The sequence below is a fragment of the Streptomyces sp. NBC_01635 genome (assembly GCF_045209715.1).
GTDB classification, from domain to species: Bacteria; Actinomycetota; Actinomycetes; order Streptomycetales; family Streptomycetaceae; genus Streptomyces; species Streptomyces hirsutus.
On record NZ_CP109277.1, the window covers coordinates 5,172,638 to 5,189,241 of the forward strand.

Consider the following 16,604-nt stretch of genomic DNA (forward strand, 5'->3'; position numbering starts at 1 on the left):
TCGCACGCGGGGTTTCGGAATAACGGGAGCAGGGGCCCTGTTCATGGGTATAGTTGAACCGTCAACAACCTGGAAGGTGAGTGGCCATGCAGTTCGGGATCTTCAGCATCGGTGACGTCACGCCCGACCCGACCACGGGGCGTACCCCCACCGAGCGCGAGCGGATCAAGGCCATGGTCGCCATCGCGCTGAAGGCGGAAGAGGTGGGCCTGGACGTGTTCGCCACCGGCGAGCACCACAACCCGCCGTTCGTGCCGTCCTCGCCGACGACCATGCTCGGCTACATCGCCGCCCGCACGGAGAAGCTGATCCTCTCCACCTCGACCACGCTGATCACCACCAACGACCCGGTGAAGATCGCCGAGGACTTCGCGATGCTCCAGCACCTGGCCGACGGCCGGGTGGACGTGATGATGGGGCGCGGCAACACCGGGCCGGTCTACCCCTGGTTCGGCAAGGACATCCGCGAGGGCATCAACCTCGCCATCGAGAACTACGCCCTGCTGCACCGCCTGTGGCGCGAGGACGTCGTCAACTGGGAGGGCAAGTTCCGCACCCCGCTGCAGGGCTTCACCTCCACGCCCCGCCCGCTGGACGACGTACCGCCGTTCGTCTGGCACGGGTCGATCCGCTCGCCCGAGATCGCCGAGCAGGCCGCGTACTACGGTGACGGCTTCTTCCACAACAACATCTTCTGGCCGGCCGACCACACCAAGCGGATGATCGAGCTGTACCGGGCCCGGTACGCGCACTACGGGCACGGCACGCCCGAGCAGGCGATCGTCGGCCTCGGCGGCCAGGTGTTCATGCGGAAGAACTCGCAGGACGCGGTGCGCGAGTTCCGTCCGTACTTCGACGTCGCCCCCGTCTACGGGAACGGGCCCTCGCTGGAAGAGTTCACCCGGCAGACCCCGCTGACCGTGGGCTCCCCGCAGCAGGTCATCGAGAAGACGCTGTCCTTCCGCGACTACGCGGGCGACTACCAGCGCCAGCTGTTCCTCATGGACCACGCGGGCCTGCCGCTGAAGACCGTGCTCGAGCAGCTCGACCTGCTCGGCGAGGAAGTCGTGCCGGTGCTGCGCAAGGAGTTCGCCAAGGACCGCCCGGCCGACGTGCCGGACGCCCCGACCCACTCCTCGCTGCTGGCCGGCCGGGAGGTGACCACGGTATGAGCGTCGTCGTCGTATCGGCCGGGCTGAGCGTGCCGTCGTCCACCCGGCTGCTCGGGGAACGGCTGGCCGCCGCGGCCACCGGGCAGGCCCCGTCCGACGTGCGGGTGATCGAACTGCGGGACCTCGCGGTCGACATCGCGCACAACTTCACCAGCGGTTTCCCGGCGCCGGCGCTCGCCGAGGCGATGGACGCCGTGACCGGCGCGGACGGGCTGATCGTGGTCACGCCGGTGTTCTCGGCGTCGTACAGCGGGCTGTTCAAGTCGTTCTTCGACGTGCTCGGCGTACGGGACCGGGAGGCGCTGGCCGGCAAGCCGGTGCTGATCGCCGCGACCGGGGGCACGCCCCGGCACTCGCTGGTGCTGGAGCACGCCCTGCGCCCCCTCTTCGCCCACCTGCGCGCGGTCGTCGTCCCCACGGGGGTGTACGCCGCGTCCCAGGACTGGGGCGACAAGGGCCTGGACGCCCGGATCGAGCGGGCGGCGGGCGAGCTGGCCGCCCTGACGGGCGCGCTGTCGGCCGCTTCCGGCGGTACGGACGACGGTACGGGCGGCGGCGCGGACGGTGGCGGCGCGATCAGTGTCACGCGCGGGGGCGCGGCCGACGACAAGTTCGACGCGCGCAACGTGGTGCCGTTCGAGGAGCAGCTGGCCGCGCTGCGGTCGGCGGGCTGAACGCACCGGGGCGCTGCACGCGCCGCACGCGCCGAAGGCGCTGAGTACAGAACTCCCGGCGGTCTCCCTGGACAGCGGCCGTCGGGTGAGGCGACCGGTTCCGTCCGGTTCCGGTCGCTCGCGAGGATCCGGTCGCGGGTGGGGACGCCTGCGACCGGACCGCGGGCAGGGCCGTGCGCCGGACCGTGACCTGATCACGGCCGGATCGCGGATCGCACGGCAGTCCGGGTGAGAGGGCGGGCGGACGAGAAGGCGGCGGGGTGTCCGGGCCACCGGTCGTTCGCCGGGGCGGCGGTCCTTGGCAGACTGGCACCGTGCCCCCTACCGCGTCCCACACCCCCACCGTGCTGCTCGCCGAGGACGACCGTGCCATCCGCAACGCCCTGGAACGCGCCCTGATCCTGGAGGGCTACCGGGTCACCGCGGTCGCCGACGGCGTCGAAGCGCTGGCGCAGGCCCACCGCAGCCGGCCCGACGTCCTCGTGCTGGACGTGATGATGCCCGGCATCGACGGGCTCCAGGTGTGCCGGATGCTGCGCGCCGAGGGCGACCGCACCCCCGTACTGATGCTGACGGCGCTGGTGGAGACCGCCGACCGGATCGCGGGGCTGGACGCGGGCGCCGACGACTACGTCGTCAAGCCGTTCGACGTCGAGGAGGTCTTCGCCCGGCTGCGCGCCCTGCTGCGCCGGGCGGCCCCCGCGCCCGCCCCCGAGTCCGTCGAGTCGCCGACGAGGGAGCCGGGGCCCAAGACCTCAGGAACACCCAGGAACTCCGGGACACCCGGGACGACGGACGGGCGGCCGGGCGACCCGGCGGCCGGGCGGTTCGTCGAGGCGGCCGGGCTGCGCATGGACCCGCGGGCGCGCCGGGCCTGGCGGGGCCGGCGGGAGCTGGAGCTGACCCGGACCGAGTTCGAACTGCTGGAGCTGCTGATCCGCAACGCGGGCGTCGTCCTCGACCACTCGACCATCTACGACCGCATCTGGGGCTACGACTTCGGCCCGGGTTCCAAGAACCTCGCCGTCTACGTCGGCTATCTGCGCCGCAAACTCGACGAACCCGGGGCACCGCAACTGATCCACACGGTGCGCGGGGTGGGTTACGTGCTGCGGGAGGACTGAGTGGCGCGCGACACCGTCGGCGCCCCGGGCGCCTCATCCAGCCCGGGCGTCTCACCTACCCCGGGCGTCTCATCCGCTCTGGGCGTCTCACGTGCCCCGGGTACGTCGCGTGCCTCGGGTACGTCGCGTACTCCGGGCGCATCGCGTACTCCAGGTATCCCGGCCGGGCGGCGTCGGCTGCGGCTGCTGTCGCTCGGCACCAAGTTCGCGGTGGCCTTCGCCGCCGTGACGGCCACGGTCACCGTCCTGATCGGCATCCTGTCGTACGGCGCCGCCGCCCGGCTGCTGCGGGTGGACCAGCAGATGGTGTTCGACGAGGTCGTGCAGGACCTGCGCGGCGAGGTGCGGGCGAACCGGATGTCACCGGTCGACTTCTCCTCCGCCGCCCCCGGCCACGACCTGGTGCGGCCCGCCCGGACGGACGTCCAGGTGCTCGGGCCGGACGGCCGGATCGTCGACCCGGGCGACCCGGGGCTGCCGGTGGTCGCCGCCGACCGCGCGGTCGCGGGCGCCGCCACGGCGGGGCGGGTGGTCGAGCACGCGGACGTCGACGTCGGCGACGACATCTACCGCGTCGCGACCGTCGCGCTGGGCGACGGCCGGGGCGCGGTGCAGGTCGCGCAGGAGTTCAGCGACACCGAGGACCTGCTGCGGACCCTCCAGCGGCGCACGCTCGTCCTGATGGCGGCGGTGGTGACCGCGGCCGGTCTGTTCGGCTGGTGGCTGGCCCGGCGGATCACCCGCCGTCTGGTCGTCCTCACCGCCGCCGCCGAGGACGTCGCCCGCACCCGCAGGCTCGGTATCCAGGTGCCCGTCACCGGTCACGACGAGGTGGGGCGGCTCGGCCGTGCCTTCGACCGGATGCTCGGCCGGCTCGCCCAGTCCGAGGACGACCAGCGCCGGCTCGTCCAGGACGCGGGCCACGAACTGCGCACCCCGCTCACCTCCCTGCGGACCAACATCTCCCTGCTGCGCCGTATCGACGAGCTCCCGCCCGACACTCGCGAGGAACTCGTCGCCGACCTCGCCCAGGAGGCCCGTGAACTGACCGATCTGGTCAACGAACTCGTCGAACTCGCGGCCGGCCAGTCCGACACCGAGCCGCCGTGCCGGGTCGACCTCGCCGACATCGCCGAGGGCGTGGCCGCACTGGCACGGCGCCGAGGCGGACGCGAGATCACCGTCCACGCGAGCGGCGACACCACGACCGACGGACGGCCCGGCATGCTGACGCGGGCGGTGTCCAACCTGGTCGAGAACGCCGTCAAGTTCGACCGGCACGGCACCGCGCCCATCGACATCACGGTCGCGGGGCCCGCCCGGCCGGGCACGATACGGGTGGAGGTCCGCGACCGGGGGCCCGGCATCGCCGCAGGTGATCTGGTCCGCGTCTTCGACCGCTTCTTCCGCGCCGCCGACGCCCGCTCCCTCCCCGGTTCGGGCCTCGGTCTGTCCATCGTCCGCGAGGTGGCCCTGACCCACGGGGGCGCCCCGTACGCCGTCCGCCGGCCCGGCGGCGGAACGGTGATCGGCTTCACGGTGGGCGGCGGCCCGCTGACGGACCCCGCCGACGAGGACCTGGGCCCCTGACGCGCCGGTGCCAGTGCCTCCGGTGCCGGTGCCGGTGTCAGTGACCGGTCCCATGCCGCCGTCGCCGTCGCCGCCCCCGCCGCCGCGTACGGACCGTCGGAGGTGAGCATGTATGCGAGCGGGGGCGCTCCGTACGCGCCCCGGAAGGGGAGGAGCGACGACGTGCTGACCGATGAGGAGACCGCCGCGCTGGCGGCGATCGACGAGGCGGCCCTGGGTCGGACCCTGCTGGAGCTGATCGGTGTGCCGAGCGTGACCGGGAGCGCCGCCGAGTCCGAACTCCAGCACCAACTGGCCGGCCGGCTGGAGTGGCTGGGGATGGAGGTCGACCTGTGGTCCATGGACCTGACCGCGCTGCGCGCCCACCCCGGCTTCCCGGGCATGGAGGTGCCCCGTGAGGAGGCGTGGGGCCTGGTCGGAACCACCCCCGACGGCGGTGACGGGCCCACCCTGATCCTCCAGGGCCACGTCGACGTCGTACCGCCCGGCGACCTCGAGGCCTGGGGGGACGGCGACCCGTTCGTCCCGCGGGTGACCGGGGACGTCGTGCACGGGCGCGGCGCCTGCGACATGAAGGCGGGGCTCGCCGCGCACCTCGCCGCCCTCGCCGCGATACGGGCGGCCGGGATACGCCTGCGCGGCCGGGTCGCCGCCCACTTCGTCGTCGGCGAGGAGGACGGCGGCGTCGGCGCGTTCGGCACCCTGGAGCGCGGGCACGGGGGCGACGCCTGCGTCATCGCCGAGCCCACCGCCGGCACCCTGATCACCGCGAACGCGGGCGCGCTGACGTTCCGGCTCGCGGTGCCCGGCAAGGCGGCGCACGGCAGCACGCGGGAGCAGGGGGTGAGCGCGGTCGACGCGTATCTGCCGCTGCACCGGGCGCTCGCCGACCTGGAGGCCGAGCGGAACCGGGACCCGTCCCCGCTGCTCGCCGAGTACCCGATCCCGTACGCGCTGTCGGTGGGCACCGTACGGTCCGGGGACTGGGCGAGCAGTGTGCCGGACCTGCTGGTCGCCGAGGGCCGGCTCGGTGTACGCCTCGGCGAGGACCCGGCCGAGGCGCGCGCCGACCTGGAGCGGTGCGTGGCCCGGGCCTGTGCCGCCGACCCCTGGCTGCGCGACCATCCGGCGACGGTGACCTGGCCGGGCGGCCTGTTCGCGAGCGGCCGGCTGGAGGAGGGACACCCGCTGCCGGACGTCGTCGGCGCCGCGTACACGGACGCCACGGGCGGCCCGGCTCCCCGGCAGCGCGGGGCGACGTACGGCAGCGACCTGCGGCACTACACCGGCGCGGGGATACCGACGCTGCAGTTTGGGCCGGGGGACATCGCGGTGGCGCACAGCGCGCGCGAGCAGGTGTCCCTGCGGGAGACGGTGGCGGCGGCCCGGACCCTGGTGCTCACGGCGCTCAGGACGGTGGGGACCAAGTGAGGCGGACGGTGACGGCGCTCACTGTCCCGCACGGGGCGCTGTGCCACACTCGCCCCGTCGTGGTCGAACGCGCGTACGTGCAGGGGGGTTCGCGCGTGCTGGAATGACTCCCGCGCTTTTTGTTATCCGGCCCTCGGCGACGGCTCTCCTCTTGTGACAGCGCAGTACGAGCCAGGACCGAGAAGGAGCGTGGACGAGCGTGGCAGCGAGCAGCGAACCCGGCAGGGAGACGGTCGAGGCCGCACGGCGCGGCGACATGCGGGCCCAGGACGAACTCGTCGCCGCCCACCTCCCGTTGGTCTACAACATCGTGGGCCGGGCCCTGAACGGGCACCCCGACGTGGAAGACGTGGTGCAGGAGACCATGCTCCGCGCCCTCGGCTCGCTCGCCACGCTGAAGGACCCCGGCAGCTTCCGGTCCTGGCTGGTCGCCATCACCATGAACCAGATACGCCACCACTGGCGCAGCGAGAGCCACGGCGGGGCGGCGCCGGTCCGTTCGGGCCTGCACGACGCGTACGAAGTCGCCGACCCGGGCGCCGACTTCGTGGACCTGACGATCCTGCGGCTCGGACTGGAGGGCCAGCGGCGCGAGGCCGCCGAGGCCACCCGCTGGCTGGACCCCGACGACCAGGCCCTGCTGTCGCTGTGGTGGCTGGAGGCGGCGGGCGAGCTGACGCGGGCGGAGGTCGCCGCCGCGCTGGAGCTGCCGCCGCAGCACACCGCGGTGCGCGTGCAGCGAATGAAGGCCCAGTTGGAGACGGCCCGGCTGGTGGTGCGGGCACTGTCCGCACAGCCGCGCTGCGTCCTGCTGGACGACATCACCGAGGCCTGGGACGGCGTCCCCTCGGCCCTGTGGCGCAAGCGCATCGCACGCCACGCCCGGGACTGCACCGTCTGCGCGGGTTTCCAGTCGGGGCTGGTCCCGGCGGAGGGCCTGCTGGTCGGGCTGGGCCTGGTGCCGGTGGCGGCGGGCCTGCTCACCGCTCTCGGCGCCGGGACGGCGGAGGCGGCGCCGATGTCCTTCGCGGGCCGTGCGACGGCGGAGCCGGGGGACACGCCGACAGTGTCGTACGGGGACACGCCTACGGAGCCGTACGGAGACACGGCGACAGAGCCGTACGGGGACACGGACGGGCCGGCGCCCGCCGACTCCCCGGCCGAGAACCTCGGGACGGTGGAGATGGGCCGGCGCCGTACGAACCGCAGCGCAGGCGACCGCACTCGCGGCCGTACGAACGGCCCCGCGGGCAGCCGCGCGCAGAACCGCGCACGGAAGAGGCGGAGCAGGAACATCGCGGCCGTGGCCGCGGCGCTGCTGGTCACCGGCGGCGCGATATCCGGGTGGGCCCTCCTGACACCGGACGGCGAAGCGGACAAGGTGCAGTCGGCCTCCACCGGCCGTCCCGGATCCACCGCGTCCGAGCCCGCGTCACCGAGCCCTTCCCCCTCCGCATCCGCCGCTGCCTCCGCTTCCACGTCGTCCTCACCCTCACCCTCGGCCTCGGCCTCCGCCTCGCCGGACGCCTCGCGCAAGCCGAAGCCCTCGGCCACACCGAGCTCCGAGGCGACCCGTACGAAGTCCGCCGTCGCGGCCCCCGCACAGCCGGAGAAGACGTCGGCGCGCCCCGAGCCGGCGCCGCCCACCGCGCCCGCGGCCGCTCCGGGAGGCACCCAGGCCACCCAGGTCCTGGCCCTCACCAACACCGAACGGGCCGCGGCGGGCTGCTCACCGGTGACGCTCGACAACCGCCTGAACAAGGCGGCCCAGCTGCACAGCGAGGACATGTCCGCCAACGACTACTTCTCGCACACCGGGCAGAACGGCAGCAGTTTCGTCGACCGCGTCACGGCACAGGGCCACCCGAGCCCGGGTGCCGAGAACATCGCCCGCGGCCAGAGCTCCGCCGAGAGCGTCATGGAGGCGTGGATGAACTCCGAGGGCCACCGCGCGAACATCCTCAACTGCTCGCTCAAGACGATGGGCATCGGCGTGGTCACGAGCGACTGGACCTGGACCCAGGTGTTCGGCCGCTGACCGGGTTCGCCGACCACCGGATGGACTGCCGGCCCGGCATCGTCGCGGTACAGGACAGGACGGAGCGAAGCCGCACGCTCAGTGCCGGGACGGCGGCAGATGGACGCGCTCTCCCTGGGGGCGAACACGGTGAGCACTTCCGCGGGCCGGTTGTCGGCGCTGCCGGTCCAATGCGGCACGCGGGTGTCGAACTCTGCGGCCGCACCGACGCCGAGCCGAAGATCTCGCTCGCCGAGCACGAACCGGCCGTTCCGTGGAAACACTGGTGCTCACGTCGCTTCCCGGCCCTGCGGGGAACCCGGAGGAAAGGGGAGGACGTGAGCACCTGGCATTGCGTGCTTCAGCGTGGTTTGCTGCGAAATTTCGCTCCTGTGGCGAGCGGGGGCGGGCTCAGCGTGTGGTGCCCCGGTTGAAGAGGGAGCGTGACCACGCGTACCCGACGAGTGCGAGGGCGGCGCACCAGGCGAGCGCGATCCACGCGTCGTTCCCGATGGCGGTGCCGGTGAGCAGACCGCGCAGCGTCTCGATCATCGGCGTGAACGGCTGGTACTCGGCGAACCAGCGCAGCCCCGGCGACATCGAATCGGCCGGCACGAACGCGGAGCCGATGAACGGCAGGAACTGGATGATCAGCGGTTTGTTGCTGGCGGCCTCGACCGTCTTGGAGATCAGGCCGAGTGCGACCGACAACCAGGTCAGGGCGAAGGCGATGGCCACCAGCAGCCCGGTCGCGGCCAGCCACTCCAGGACGTTCGCGTCCGGCCGGAACCCGATCGCGAGCGCCACTCCGACGACCACCGTCACACCGAACATGGTCTGGATGACGCTGCCGAGCACATGTCCCGTCATGAACGACGAGCGCGTGATGTTCATGGTGCGGAAGCGGTTGATGATGCCCTCGGTCATGTCGGAGCAGACGGCGATCGAGGTGGACATGGACCCGGCCGCCACCCCCATGATCACGATGCCGGGCGTCAGATACTCCAGGTAGACGTCCCTGCTGGCGCCCGCGCCGCCGATGCCGCCGCCGATCGAGTCCCCGAAGGCGTACACGAACAGCAGCAGCATCATCACCGGAAGGGCGGCCGAGCCGAGCGACACGGACGGGTAGCGGATCGCGTGCTTCAGGTTGCGCCGCAACATGGTCGCCGAGTCGTGCACGGCGTAGGTGAGCGAGCTCATCGCAGGGTCTCCTTGGTGTGAAGGGGAGCGGCGGCGCCGTCGTCGCCGGTCAGGGCGAGGAACACGTCGTCGAGGTCGGGGGTGTGCACGGACAGGTCGGCGGCCCGCACCCGGGCGTCGTCGAGCCGGTCGAGCAGGGTGCGCAGGGAACCGATGCCGTTGTCGCCGGGGATGCGCAGTGCGAGCGCCTCGGCGTCGCGGGCCGCGCCCGGGAAGACGGCCGCCGCCCGCTCGTACTCGCTTTCGTCCGTGAACCGCAGCCGCACATGGCTGCCCGGGATACGGGACTTGAGTTCGTCGGCGGTGCCCTCGGCGACGATGCGCCCGCCGTCGAGCACGGCGATCCGGTCGGCGAGTTGGTCGGCCTCCTCCAGGTACTGCGTGGTGAGGAAGACCGTGACCCCGCCGGCCACCAGGCCGCGCACCGTCTCCCACATGGTGCGGCGGCTGCGCGGGTCGAGCCCGGTCGTCGGCTCGTCCAGGAAGATCACCTCCGGGTCGCCGACCAGCGTCATGGCGAGGTCGAGGCGGCGCCGCATGCCACCGGAGAACGTCGCCGCCCGCTTGTGCGCGACATCGGCGATCTCGAAGCGCTCCAGCAACTCCTTTGCTCGGCTGCGCCCTTCGCGCTTGCCGAGTCGCAGCAGATCGGCCATCAGGAGCAGGTTCTCCTCGGCGGTGAGCAGATCGTCGAGCGCGGCGAACTGCCCGGTGACACCGATCGCGGCGCGCACCCCGTCGGGCGAGGCCGTGACGTCGTGCCCGGCCACCTGGGCCCGGCCGCCGTCGGCGGGGATCAGCGTGGACAGGATCTGCACGGTGGTGGTCTTCCCCGCCCCGTTCGGGCCGAGCAGGGCGAAGACGCTGCCGGCCGGGATGTGCAGGTCGATGCCGTCGAGCACGACCTTGTCCCCGTAGGACTTGCGCAGGCCGATGGTGGAGACGGCGCAGGGGGTGCCGTCCATGGAGGGAGTGGACGTGGGCATGACAGAGTTGGGCATGGCCCTCTCCTGAGGTGAAGGTGCGAAGTGGGGCGGGGCGATGGGGATTTCGGGGGGTGCCGAGGTATGTGGGGCGGGTCAGGCGGCAGCGCGTCGGACCTCGATGTCGCCGTACCGCGTACGGGCCCGCACCTCCACCTTGTCCTCGGTCTCTCCGGCGCTGTCGGAGGCGGTCAGCAGGTTGCGTACCCGGCCGTGCCCGGAACTCGCGTTCAGCCAGGCGGCCGTACCGGCCCGCACCCCGATCTCGATGTCACCGGATGAGGTCTCCAACTCCACCGAACCGACGGCCACTTCATCAACCCGGAGCATCCCGTGCGCGGTGGTGGCGCGCACCCCGGCGCCGGCCCGTTCAATGGTGATGTCGCCGTTGGCGCCGCTGATCCTGGCCTCTTCGGTGACGGTGCCGACGGTGGTCGTGCCGTGCGAGTTCTTCAGTACGGCACTGCCCTCGACGGCACGCATACGGATACTGCCGAAACCGGTCTGCGCCTCGACGTCACCCACGGCGTGGTCCACCGTGATGCGCCCGTACGAGGTGTGCAGGTGCAGCGGCCCCGTCTCGGCCATGTGGATGTCGCCGGACGAGCACTTCACCCGTACTTCGCCGAGCCGTCCCTCGGCGCGGAAGTCGGCCCCGGTCACGTCCGACTCCACCTGGGAACCGGCCGGGAGTTCGACGACGATGTCCACGGACGGCGGCCGGCCGAACAGCGAGCGCTGCTTGGGGGCCTTGATGTGCAGCCGCCCGCCCGCGTACGTCACCTGGGTCTGCCCGGCGAGCCGGACGTCACCGTCCCGCTCGGGGTCGGTGGGCAGCACCTCCACCACGGTGTCGGTGCGGTCTTCGGCGAGGAACCGCAGGTCTCCCGTGCCGAGTTGAACGGTCACTGAAATAGGTTCCGGGGTCTCGAAAGAAGGCATGGCTGTCCCGTCCTCTGGCTGCTCGCGAAGTTCTCGAAGTCTGTGTGCGTACGGCGGTGCGGTGCGGTCCGGGTTCGGGCGGGGCCTAGCGCACCCAACCGGTGTACTGCTGTCCGCCACTCCTGTTCGACGTGGTGGAGCGGGCCCGGACGTCGCCGCTTTCGACGGCCGAGTTCACCGCGCGCACCAGCCACGCGTTGACCGACAGGCCCTCGCGTGCGGCCGCCTCCTCGGCGCGCGCCTTGAGGTGGGCCGGAAGGCGCAGGTTGACCCGCGCGGTGGTGCTGTCCTCGTCGGCGGGCACCGGGGCCGGGGCCTTCAGCGGCTCGGGGTGGCCGGCCGGCCTCTCGAAACCGACGTCGCCCGGCGGCGGTGTCACGACGAAGTCGGGGTCGAGCCCGCGCAGTCGTACGTCGACCGAGCCGGGGGCGAGTTCACGGGTGATCTCGTCCATGGCGGCGGACAGCACGTTCAGCAGTGTCAGCCTGGCCGCCGACTCCAGGGGAGCGGTCAGCCGCTCGGCCAGCTCGCGGGCGTCCTCCCCGCCGGCTTCGGCGGCCACCGCGAGTTCCCGGCGGAGTGTGTCGACATACGGCGTGAGGTCCATGACGCCATGGTGGCACCTAATTGGCGCCATTGGCAAGCCTGGAGGGCGAGTTGACGCTTGGCGATGGTGTCGCGAACCCCTCGCGGCCTTGATTTCCGCAGGTGGGGGCAGAGGGGCGGGGTGGTGATCAAAGGTGCCGGGATGGCGCCGGAGTGACTGATGTCGGCTGCGATGGCGCCGCGTGGCGCTTGACTGGCGTTATGTGGCACCGGATGGCGTCAAGTGGCGCCACATGGTGTCGCGTGGTGCCATGTGAGGTCATCTCGACTGACGAGTGGTGTCGTGTCGAGTGTCGCGGATCCTGGTGGGCTCCGGCGTGCGCAACGGGCTCCGGTCACGCGTGGACCGTCGACTGCTGCCGGGTGGCCCCCTGGTGCCGTACGGGCGCAGGGCCTCGCGGATGGCGGGCGTGGCCTCGCCCGGCCGTCCCTGCGGGCGGAACGCCGCCGCTGAAATACCCCATGGGGGTATGCGGTTGAGGGTGTGGAACCCGGGGACGCAAGGGATCACACTGGACGCGAAGGGGGATGAGGGTCATGGACCACGCAGCGCACCACGCCGGCGCCGGACACGACCACGCCGACCACTCCGACCACTCCGACCACTCCGACCGTGCCGACCGCGGCGACCGCGGCGGGCATGCGCCCGGGGCGTCGTGGGCGACGGCGGCGAAGGCGACCCTGCACTGCCTGACCGGCTGTGTCGTCGGCGAGATCCTCGGCATGGCCATCGGTACCGCCCTGTTGTGGGGCAACGTGCCCACCATGGTCCTCGCGATCGTGCTCGCCTTCGTGTTCGGCTACTCGTTCACCCTGTTCGCGATGCGCCGGGCCGGCCTGAACCTCGAGACCGCGATCAAGGCAGCGCTCGCCGCCGACACCGTCTCCATCGCCGTGATGGAAATCGTCGACAACGGCATCATCGCCCTGGTCCCGGGCGCGATGGACGCCCACTTGTCCGAGGGGCTGTTCTGGTCGTCACTGCTGGGCGGCTTCGTCGTCGCCTTCCTGGTCACCACGCCGGTGAACAAATGGATGATCGGCCGCGGCAAGGGGCACGCCGTCGTCCACGCCCCTCACTGACGCCCGCCCCCACCGGGACCGCGCCCGGGCCGCCCCGCACCGGCGAGGGTGTCCCGGGCGCGGTGACGTTCACCGGCCGGTCCGGGCGGAAAGGCCCCGGGTGCGCGGGGGCGTTACCGGCTGAGGGCGTCGAGGGTGGCGTCGAGGCCGGTGGCGCGGGGCTGGTTGTGGGGGAGCTTGGCGAGCAGGGCTGCCATGCCGCAGGTGTCGGTAGCGGCGGAGAAGACCAGGCCGCTCCCGACGGCGGCGGACAGCCAGCGGGCGGGCCGGTAGCGGGATCCGAGCGCGAGGCCCGCGACGACGAGGGCTCCGGCGGCGAGGCGGACCTGGCGCTCCATGGGCCAGGTGGCCCTGGCGGTGTCGCGGTCGGCGGGGTGGCCCTGCTGGATCCAGGCGGCGGTGCCGCCGGTGAGGGTGGTGGCGGCGATGTCGGCTTCGGCGAGCTGTTCGCAGGCGGAGGCGGAGCGGGCGCCGGAGGCGCAGACCATCAGCAGTTCGCCGCGGGCGGCTGCCGTCTTGAGGGCGGGGAGTGCGGTGCGCAGGTGGTCGAGGGGGACGTTATGGGCGCCGGGCAGGTGGCCGGCGGCGTACTCGCCGGGGGTGCGCACGTCGATGACGGTGTAGGCGCTCAGGCGCTCGGCGGCCTGGGTGGGGCCGATGGTGGCGGGGCTGTTCATGTGTGCGAGGTTGCCTTTCGTCGCTCCGTCCGGGTGGGTGCCGAACGTACTAGAATACCCTATGGGGTATTTATGGAGGAGGAAGCGTGGAGCTGGAGATGGCGGCCGACGAGCTCAAGAGCGTGCTCAACCGGCTGCGGCGGGCGCAGGGGCAGATCGCGGGAATCATCAGGATGATCGAGGAGGGCCGGGACTGCGAGGACGTGATCACGCAGCTCGCGGCGGTCTCCCGGGCGCTGGACCGGGCCGGGTTCGCGATCATCGCGACGGGGTTGCAGCACTGCATGGCCGAGGGCGCACAGGCCGCCGGGGACCGGGACCGGATGCGGGCGCGGCTGGAGAAGCTGTTCCTGTCGCTGGCCTGAGCCGTGGGCCACGTCATCTCGCCGCGTCGGCGAGCAGGAAGGCGGCCACGACCGGCAGGACCACCGCGAAGACGCGCCGCAGGCGGGGTCCGGAGACCTTCGCGGCCAGGCGGCTGCCGTCCCAGGCGCCCAGGACGGCGGTGGCGATGAAGGGGCCGATCACCGCCCGGTCGAGGGAGACCGCGACGTCGATCGCGAAGCCGCACGAAGCGGGGACCGGCACGACCGGCGGTGGACCCGTGCGGCGCGCCGGCCGGTTCGCGGCGCGGCCCCTCACGGCTTCCGCAACGGACATCCGTACTTCCTGGGAACCGGAGGCCGGGGCGCGCGTCGCGACGGTCCCTCCCACGACGTCGTTCACGGGGCGAGGGAGAAGTAGTTCTCCTCCTCCTGGGTGAAGTGGAGGCGCAGCACGGTGTTCAGGCCGTAGAGGCACGAGCGCAGGTCGTCGAGCTGCTCGGGAGAGAGGCCCTCGCCCGCGTGAGCCAGTTGCACATGGGTGGCGACGCGGCGGGAGAGGCGTTCGATCTCGGTGTGGGCGCGGCTCATGGTGGCGGTCGCCTCGGGGCCGCCGAGCGTCGGCGCGAGGGCGGGGTAGAGCTCGTGCTCCTCGGCGTACTCGTGCGGCAGCAGCCGTTCGGCCAGTAGCCGGTGGGTCTCCTCGACGGCTGCCAGGGCCTCGGGGCGGGGGCTGTCGGAGAGGCGGTCGGCGGCGGCGCGTACGGATTCGAGGACGTCCTGGAGGTCGTCGTGTTCGGCGGCGAAGCGGTGGATGAGGGCTTCGGTGGTGGGGGTGAGGGCCGGCCGTACGGCCCGGCCCGTCCGCAGGACGCGCAGGGCGTTGACGATGACGGCGACGTCGATGCCCTCCTGGAGCAGAGCGCCGGCGGCGGGCGGGAGGAGGCCGGCGGCGGCCGCGACCATGGCGGCCAGGGACATCAGCATGCCGCCGAGGGCGCTTTGGACGGCGATGCGCCGGGCGCGCTGGGCGATGGTGACGGCGTCGGCGAGACGGTCGACGCGATCGGTGGTCAGGACGATGTCGGCAGCCTCGGAGGAAGCGGTGGAGCCGCGGGCGCCCATGGCGACGCCGATGTCGGCGGCGGCGAGGGCGGGGGCGTCGTTGACTCCGTCGCCGACCATGACGGTGACCGCACGCTCGCGTTCGGCCCGTACGGCGGCGACCTTGTCGGCCGGGCCGAGTTCGGCGCGCACGTCGTCCAGGCCGAGAATGGCGGCGACTTCACGGGCGGGCGCGGCGCGGTCGCCGGTGAGCATCAGCAGTCGTTCGATGCCTGCCGTGCGCAGGTGGCGCAGGGTGCGTGGCGCGTCGTGGCGTATGGGGTCGTGCAGCAGGACGGCGCCGGCCAGGTGTCCGTCGACGGTGAGCCAGGCGACGGCCGCGCCGTCGAGGAGGGCCCGGTTGTCGACCGCCCCGGCCCAGGCCGGCCACGCGTCCGCGGTGTTCGTCCGGCCGATGAAGACCCGATGCCCGTCCACGTCGCCGGTGGCGCCCCGGCCGGGTTCCTCGGTGACGTCGGACGGGACCGACAGAGCCAGTCCGCGTTCCCGTGCGGCGTCGACGATGGCCTGGGCCAGGACGTGCGGCGAGTACTGGTCGAGCGAGGCCGCCAGACGGAGGACCTCGGTGGGGTGGACGTCGGGAGCGGCGGTGACGTCGACGACGCGGGGGCGCCCCCCGGTGAGGGTGCCGGTCTTGTCCAACAGGAGGGTGCGGGCCCGGCCGAGGTTCTCCAGCGCGCCGCCGTCACGGATGACGACGCCGAGGCGGGAGGCGCGGGAGAGCCCGGAGACGATGGCGACCGGGGCGGCCAGCAGCAGCGGGCAGGGAGTGGCGACCACCAGGACGGCGACCGCGCGCACCGCGGAGCCGCTGATCAGCCAGGCCAGTCCCGCCACGGCGAGCGACAGGGGCAGGAACCAGGCGGCATAGCGGTCCGCCAGCCGCACGACGGGCGCGGACTCGGCGCCGGCCTGCCGCGCCAGCCGCACGATCCCGGCGTACGTGCTGTCCTGTTCGGTGGCCGTGGCGCGCAGTTCGAACGCGCTTGAGGCGTTGACCACGCCGCTGCGCACCGTCTCGCCCCGGGCCCGCTCGACCTGGAGGGGCTCCCCGGTGAGCACCGATTCGTCGAGCACGGCGACGGCGCCCTCCACACGGCCGTCGACGGGGACCACCTCGCCCGGACCGACGACGAGGAGATCGCCGACGGCGACCTCGGCCAGCGGCACCGTGGCCACTCCGGCGTCGGTGCGGCGGCGTGCGGAACGCGGCGCGCGTTCCAGCAGGGCACGCACATCGTGGGAGGCCCGCCGCTGGGCCGCGGTCTCCAGGGTGCGGCCGGTGGCGAGCATGAGCGCGATCAGGGCGCCCGCCAGGTACTCGTGGACGGCCAGGGTGCCGCCGAGCGCGAGTACGGCGATGAGGTCCACGCCTGCGCGTCCGCGACGCAGTGCGGCGAGTACCCACACCACCGCGGGGACGACGGCGGAGAGGGTGCCCAGGGCCCAGAAGAGGTCGGAGAGGGGTTCGGCACCGGCGAGCCGGGCGATGCCGCCGGCGGTCAGGGCCGCCGCGGTGACGGCCAGGAGGACGGGTTCGAGCCGTGTCGGCACGACCGCCGCGGTCAGGCGGCGCAACCGTGTGGTGAACGTGCGGTGGGTCATGGCGTACCCCGGTCCGTCCGGCGTGGTGATCGTGGGCCGAACCCCCTCC

14 protein-coding genes and 2 pseudogenes are annotated in these 16,604 nt (G+C 72.8%); 8 read left to right on the forward strand and 8 right to left on the reverse strand.

Annotation, left to right across the window (positions count from 1 at the left end; translation table 11 throughout):
- The first annotated feature begins 86 nt into the window (after nt 1–86).
- The 6 genes from OHB56_RS24130 to OHB56_RS24155 all read left to right on the forward strand — a co-directional run bounded on the left by OHB56_RS24130 (nt 87) and on the right by OHB56_RS24155 (nt 8,029).
- Nucleotides 87–1,172 carry an LLM class flavin-dependent oxidoreductase gene (locus tag OHB56_RS24130; RefSeq protein ID WP_326754109.1) on the forward strand — a complete coding sequence of 362 codons (1,086 nt, stop codon included), beginning with the start codon at nt 87–89 and terminating at the stop codon, nt 1,170–1,172.
- The gene (locus tag OHB56_RS24135) at nt 1,169–1,846 is read left to right on the forward strand and encodes an FMN reductase (protein WP_406355606.1); all 678 of its coding nucleotides are present in this window, start codon (nt 1,169–1,171) and stop codon (nt 1,844–1,846) included. The genes OHB56_RS24130 and OHB56_RS24135 overlap by 4 nt, the downstream gene beginning before the upstream one ends.
- Before the next feature lie 314 nt (nt 1,847–2,160).
- Nucleotides 2,161–2,970, forward strand: a complete 810-nt coding sequence (locus tag OHB56_RS24140) for a response regulator transcription factor (RefSeq protein ID WP_406355608.1) — start codon at nt 2,161–2,163, stop codon at nt 2,968–2,970.
- 156 nt (nt 2,971–3,126) lie between these two features.
- Nucleotides 3,127–4,560, forward strand: coding sequence for an ATP-binding protein (locus OHB56_RS24145; protein ID WP_406359205.1), 1,434 nt, complete (start codon nt 3,127–3,129; stop codon nt 4,558–4,560).
- A 162-nt stretch (nt 4,561–4,722) separates the two neighbouring features.
- Nucleotides 4,723–5,991, forward strand: a complete 1,269-nt coding sequence (locus OHB56_RS24150) for an ArgE/DapE family deacylase (protein ID WP_406355610.1) — start codon at nt 4,723–4,725, stop codon at nt 5,989–5,991.
- A gap of 256 nt (nt 5,992–6,247) precedes the next feature.
- On the forward strand, nt 6,248–8,029 hold the full coding sequence (locus tag OHB56_RS24155) for a sigma-70 family RNA polymerase sigma factor (RefSeq protein ID WP_406359206.1): 1,782 nt from the start codon (nt 6,248–6,250) through the stop codon (nt 8,027–8,029).
- Between the two features lie 78 nt (nt 8,030–8,107).
- Here OHB56_RS24155 and OHB56_RS24160 read toward each other — a convergent pair.
- The 5 genes and pseudogenes from OHB56_RS24160 to OHB56_RS24180 form a co-directional block, all read right to left on the reverse strand.
- Nucleotides 8,108–8,274, reverse strand: a pseudogene (locus tag OHB56_RS24160) (XRE family transcriptional regulator); the annotation flags it as partial.
- A gap of 145 nt (nt 8,275–8,419) precedes the next feature.
- Entirely contained in the window at nt 8,420–9,211 is a 792-nt protein-coding gene (locus OHB56_RS24165) for an ABC transporter permease (RefSeq protein WP_406355611.1), read from the reverse strand.
- Nucleotides 9,208–10,197 (reverse strand): ATP-binding cassette domain-containing protein, encoded by a 990-nt coding sequence (locus OHB56_RS24170; RefSeq protein ID WP_406359207.1) that lies wholly within the window; start codon nt 10,195–10,197, stop codon nt 9,208–9,210. The genes OHB56_RS24165 and OHB56_RS24170 overlap by 4 nt, the downstream gene beginning before the upstream one ends.
- Before the next feature lie 93 nt (nt 10,198–10,290).
- On the reverse strand, nt 10,291–11,136 hold the full coding sequence (locus OHB56_RS24175) for a DUF4097 family beta strand repeat-containing protein (protein ID WP_406355613.1): 846 nt from the start codon (nt 11,134–11,136) through the stop codon (nt 10,291–10,293).
- An 85-nt stretch (nt 11,137–11,221) separates the two neighbouring features.
- Nucleotides 11,222–11,743, reverse strand: a complete 522-nt coding sequence (locus OHB56_RS24180; protein ID WP_406355615.1) for a YlcI/YnfO family protein — start codon at nt 11,741–11,743, stop codon at nt 11,222–11,224.
- 536 nt (nt 11,744–12,279) lie between these two features.
- Here OHB56_RS24180 and OHB56_RS24185 point away from each other — a divergent pair.
- Complete coding sequence (locus OHB56_RS24185) at nt 12,280–12,825, forward strand: DUF4396 domain-containing protein (RefSeq protein ID WP_406355617.1); 546 nt, start codon at nt 12,280–12,282, stop codon at nt 12,823–12,825.
- A gap of 113 nt (nt 12,826–12,938) precedes the next feature.
- Here the strand turns inward: OHB56_RS24185 and OHB56_RS24190 are convergent, their stop codons facing one another.
- Nucleotides 12,939–13,502: a rhodanese-like domain-containing protein gene (locus OHB56_RS24190; protein ID WP_326754119.1), complete on the reverse strand. Its 564-nt coding sequence runs from the start codon at nt 13,500–13,502 to the stop codon at nt 12,939–12,941.
- 86 nt (nt 13,503–13,588) lie between these two features.
- Here OHB56_RS24190 and OHB56_RS24195 point away from each other — a divergent pair, with 86 nt between their 5' ends.
- Nucleotides 13,589–13,867 carry a metal-sensitive transcriptional regulator gene (locus tag OHB56_RS24195; RefSeq protein ID WP_055573374.1) on the forward strand — a complete coding sequence of 93 codons (279 nt, stop codon included), beginning with the start codon at nt 13,589–13,591 and terminating at the stop codon, nt 13,865–13,867.
- A 13-nt stretch (nt 13,868–13,880) separates the two neighbouring features.
- Here the strand turns inward: OHB56_RS24195 and OHB56_RS24200 are convergent.
- Nucleotides 13,881–14,042, reverse strand: a pseudogene (locus OHB56_RS24200) (sulfite exporter TauE/SafE family protein); the annotation flags it as partial.
- A 182-nt stretch (nt 14,043–14,224) separates the two neighbouring features.
- Nucleotides 14,225–16,555: a heavy metal translocating P-type ATPase gene (locus tag OHB56_RS24205; RefSeq protein WP_326754120.1), complete on the reverse strand. Its 2,331-nt coding sequence runs from the start codon at nt 16,553–16,555 to the stop codon at nt 14,225–14,227.
- Nucleotides 16,556–16,604 lie beyond the last annotated feature (49 nt).

Bases quoted from the DNA above. Each gene is read 5' to 3' on its own strand.
- OHB56_RS24130 (WP_326754109.1), top strand. From the start codon at position 87: ATGCAGTTCGGGATCTTCAGCATCGGTGACGTCACGCCCGACCCGACC.
- OHB56_RS24135 (WP_406355606.1), top strand. From the start codon at position 1,169: ATGAGCGTCGTCGTCGTATCGGCCGGGCTGAGCGTGCCGTCGTCCACC.
- OHB56_RS24155 (WP_406359206.1), top strand. From the start codon at position 6,248: ATGCGGGCCCAGGACGAACTCGTCGCCGCCCACCTCCCGTTGGTCTAC.
- OHB56_RS24165 (WP_406355611.1), bottom strand. From the start codon at position 9,211: ATGAGCTCGCTCACCTACGCCGTGCACGACTCGGCGACCATGTTGCGG.
- OHB56_RS24170 (WP_406359207.1), bottom strand. From the start codon at position 10,197: ATGCCCACGTCCACTCCCTCCATGGACGGCACCCCCTGCGCCGTCTCC.
- OHB56_RS24175 (WP_406355613.1), bottom strand. From the start codon at position 11,136: ATGCCTTCTTTCGAGACCCCGGAACCTATTTCAGTGACCGTTCAACTC.
- OHB56_RS24180 (WP_406355615.1), bottom strand. From the start codon at position 11,743: ATGGACCTCACGCCGTATGTCGACACACTCCGCCGGGAACTCGCGGTG.
- OHB56_RS24185 (WP_406355617.1), top strand. From the start codon at position 12,280: ATGGACCACGCAGCGCACCACGCCGGCGCCGGACACGACCACGCCGAC.
- OHB56_RS24190 (WP_326754119.1), bottom strand. From the start codon at position 13,502: ATGAACAGCCCCGCCACCATCGGCCCCACCCAGGCCGCCGAGCGCCTG.
- OHB56_RS24205 (WP_326754120.1), bottom strand. From the start codon at position 16,555: ATGACCCACCGCACGTTCACCACACGGTTGCGCCGCCTGACCGCGGCG.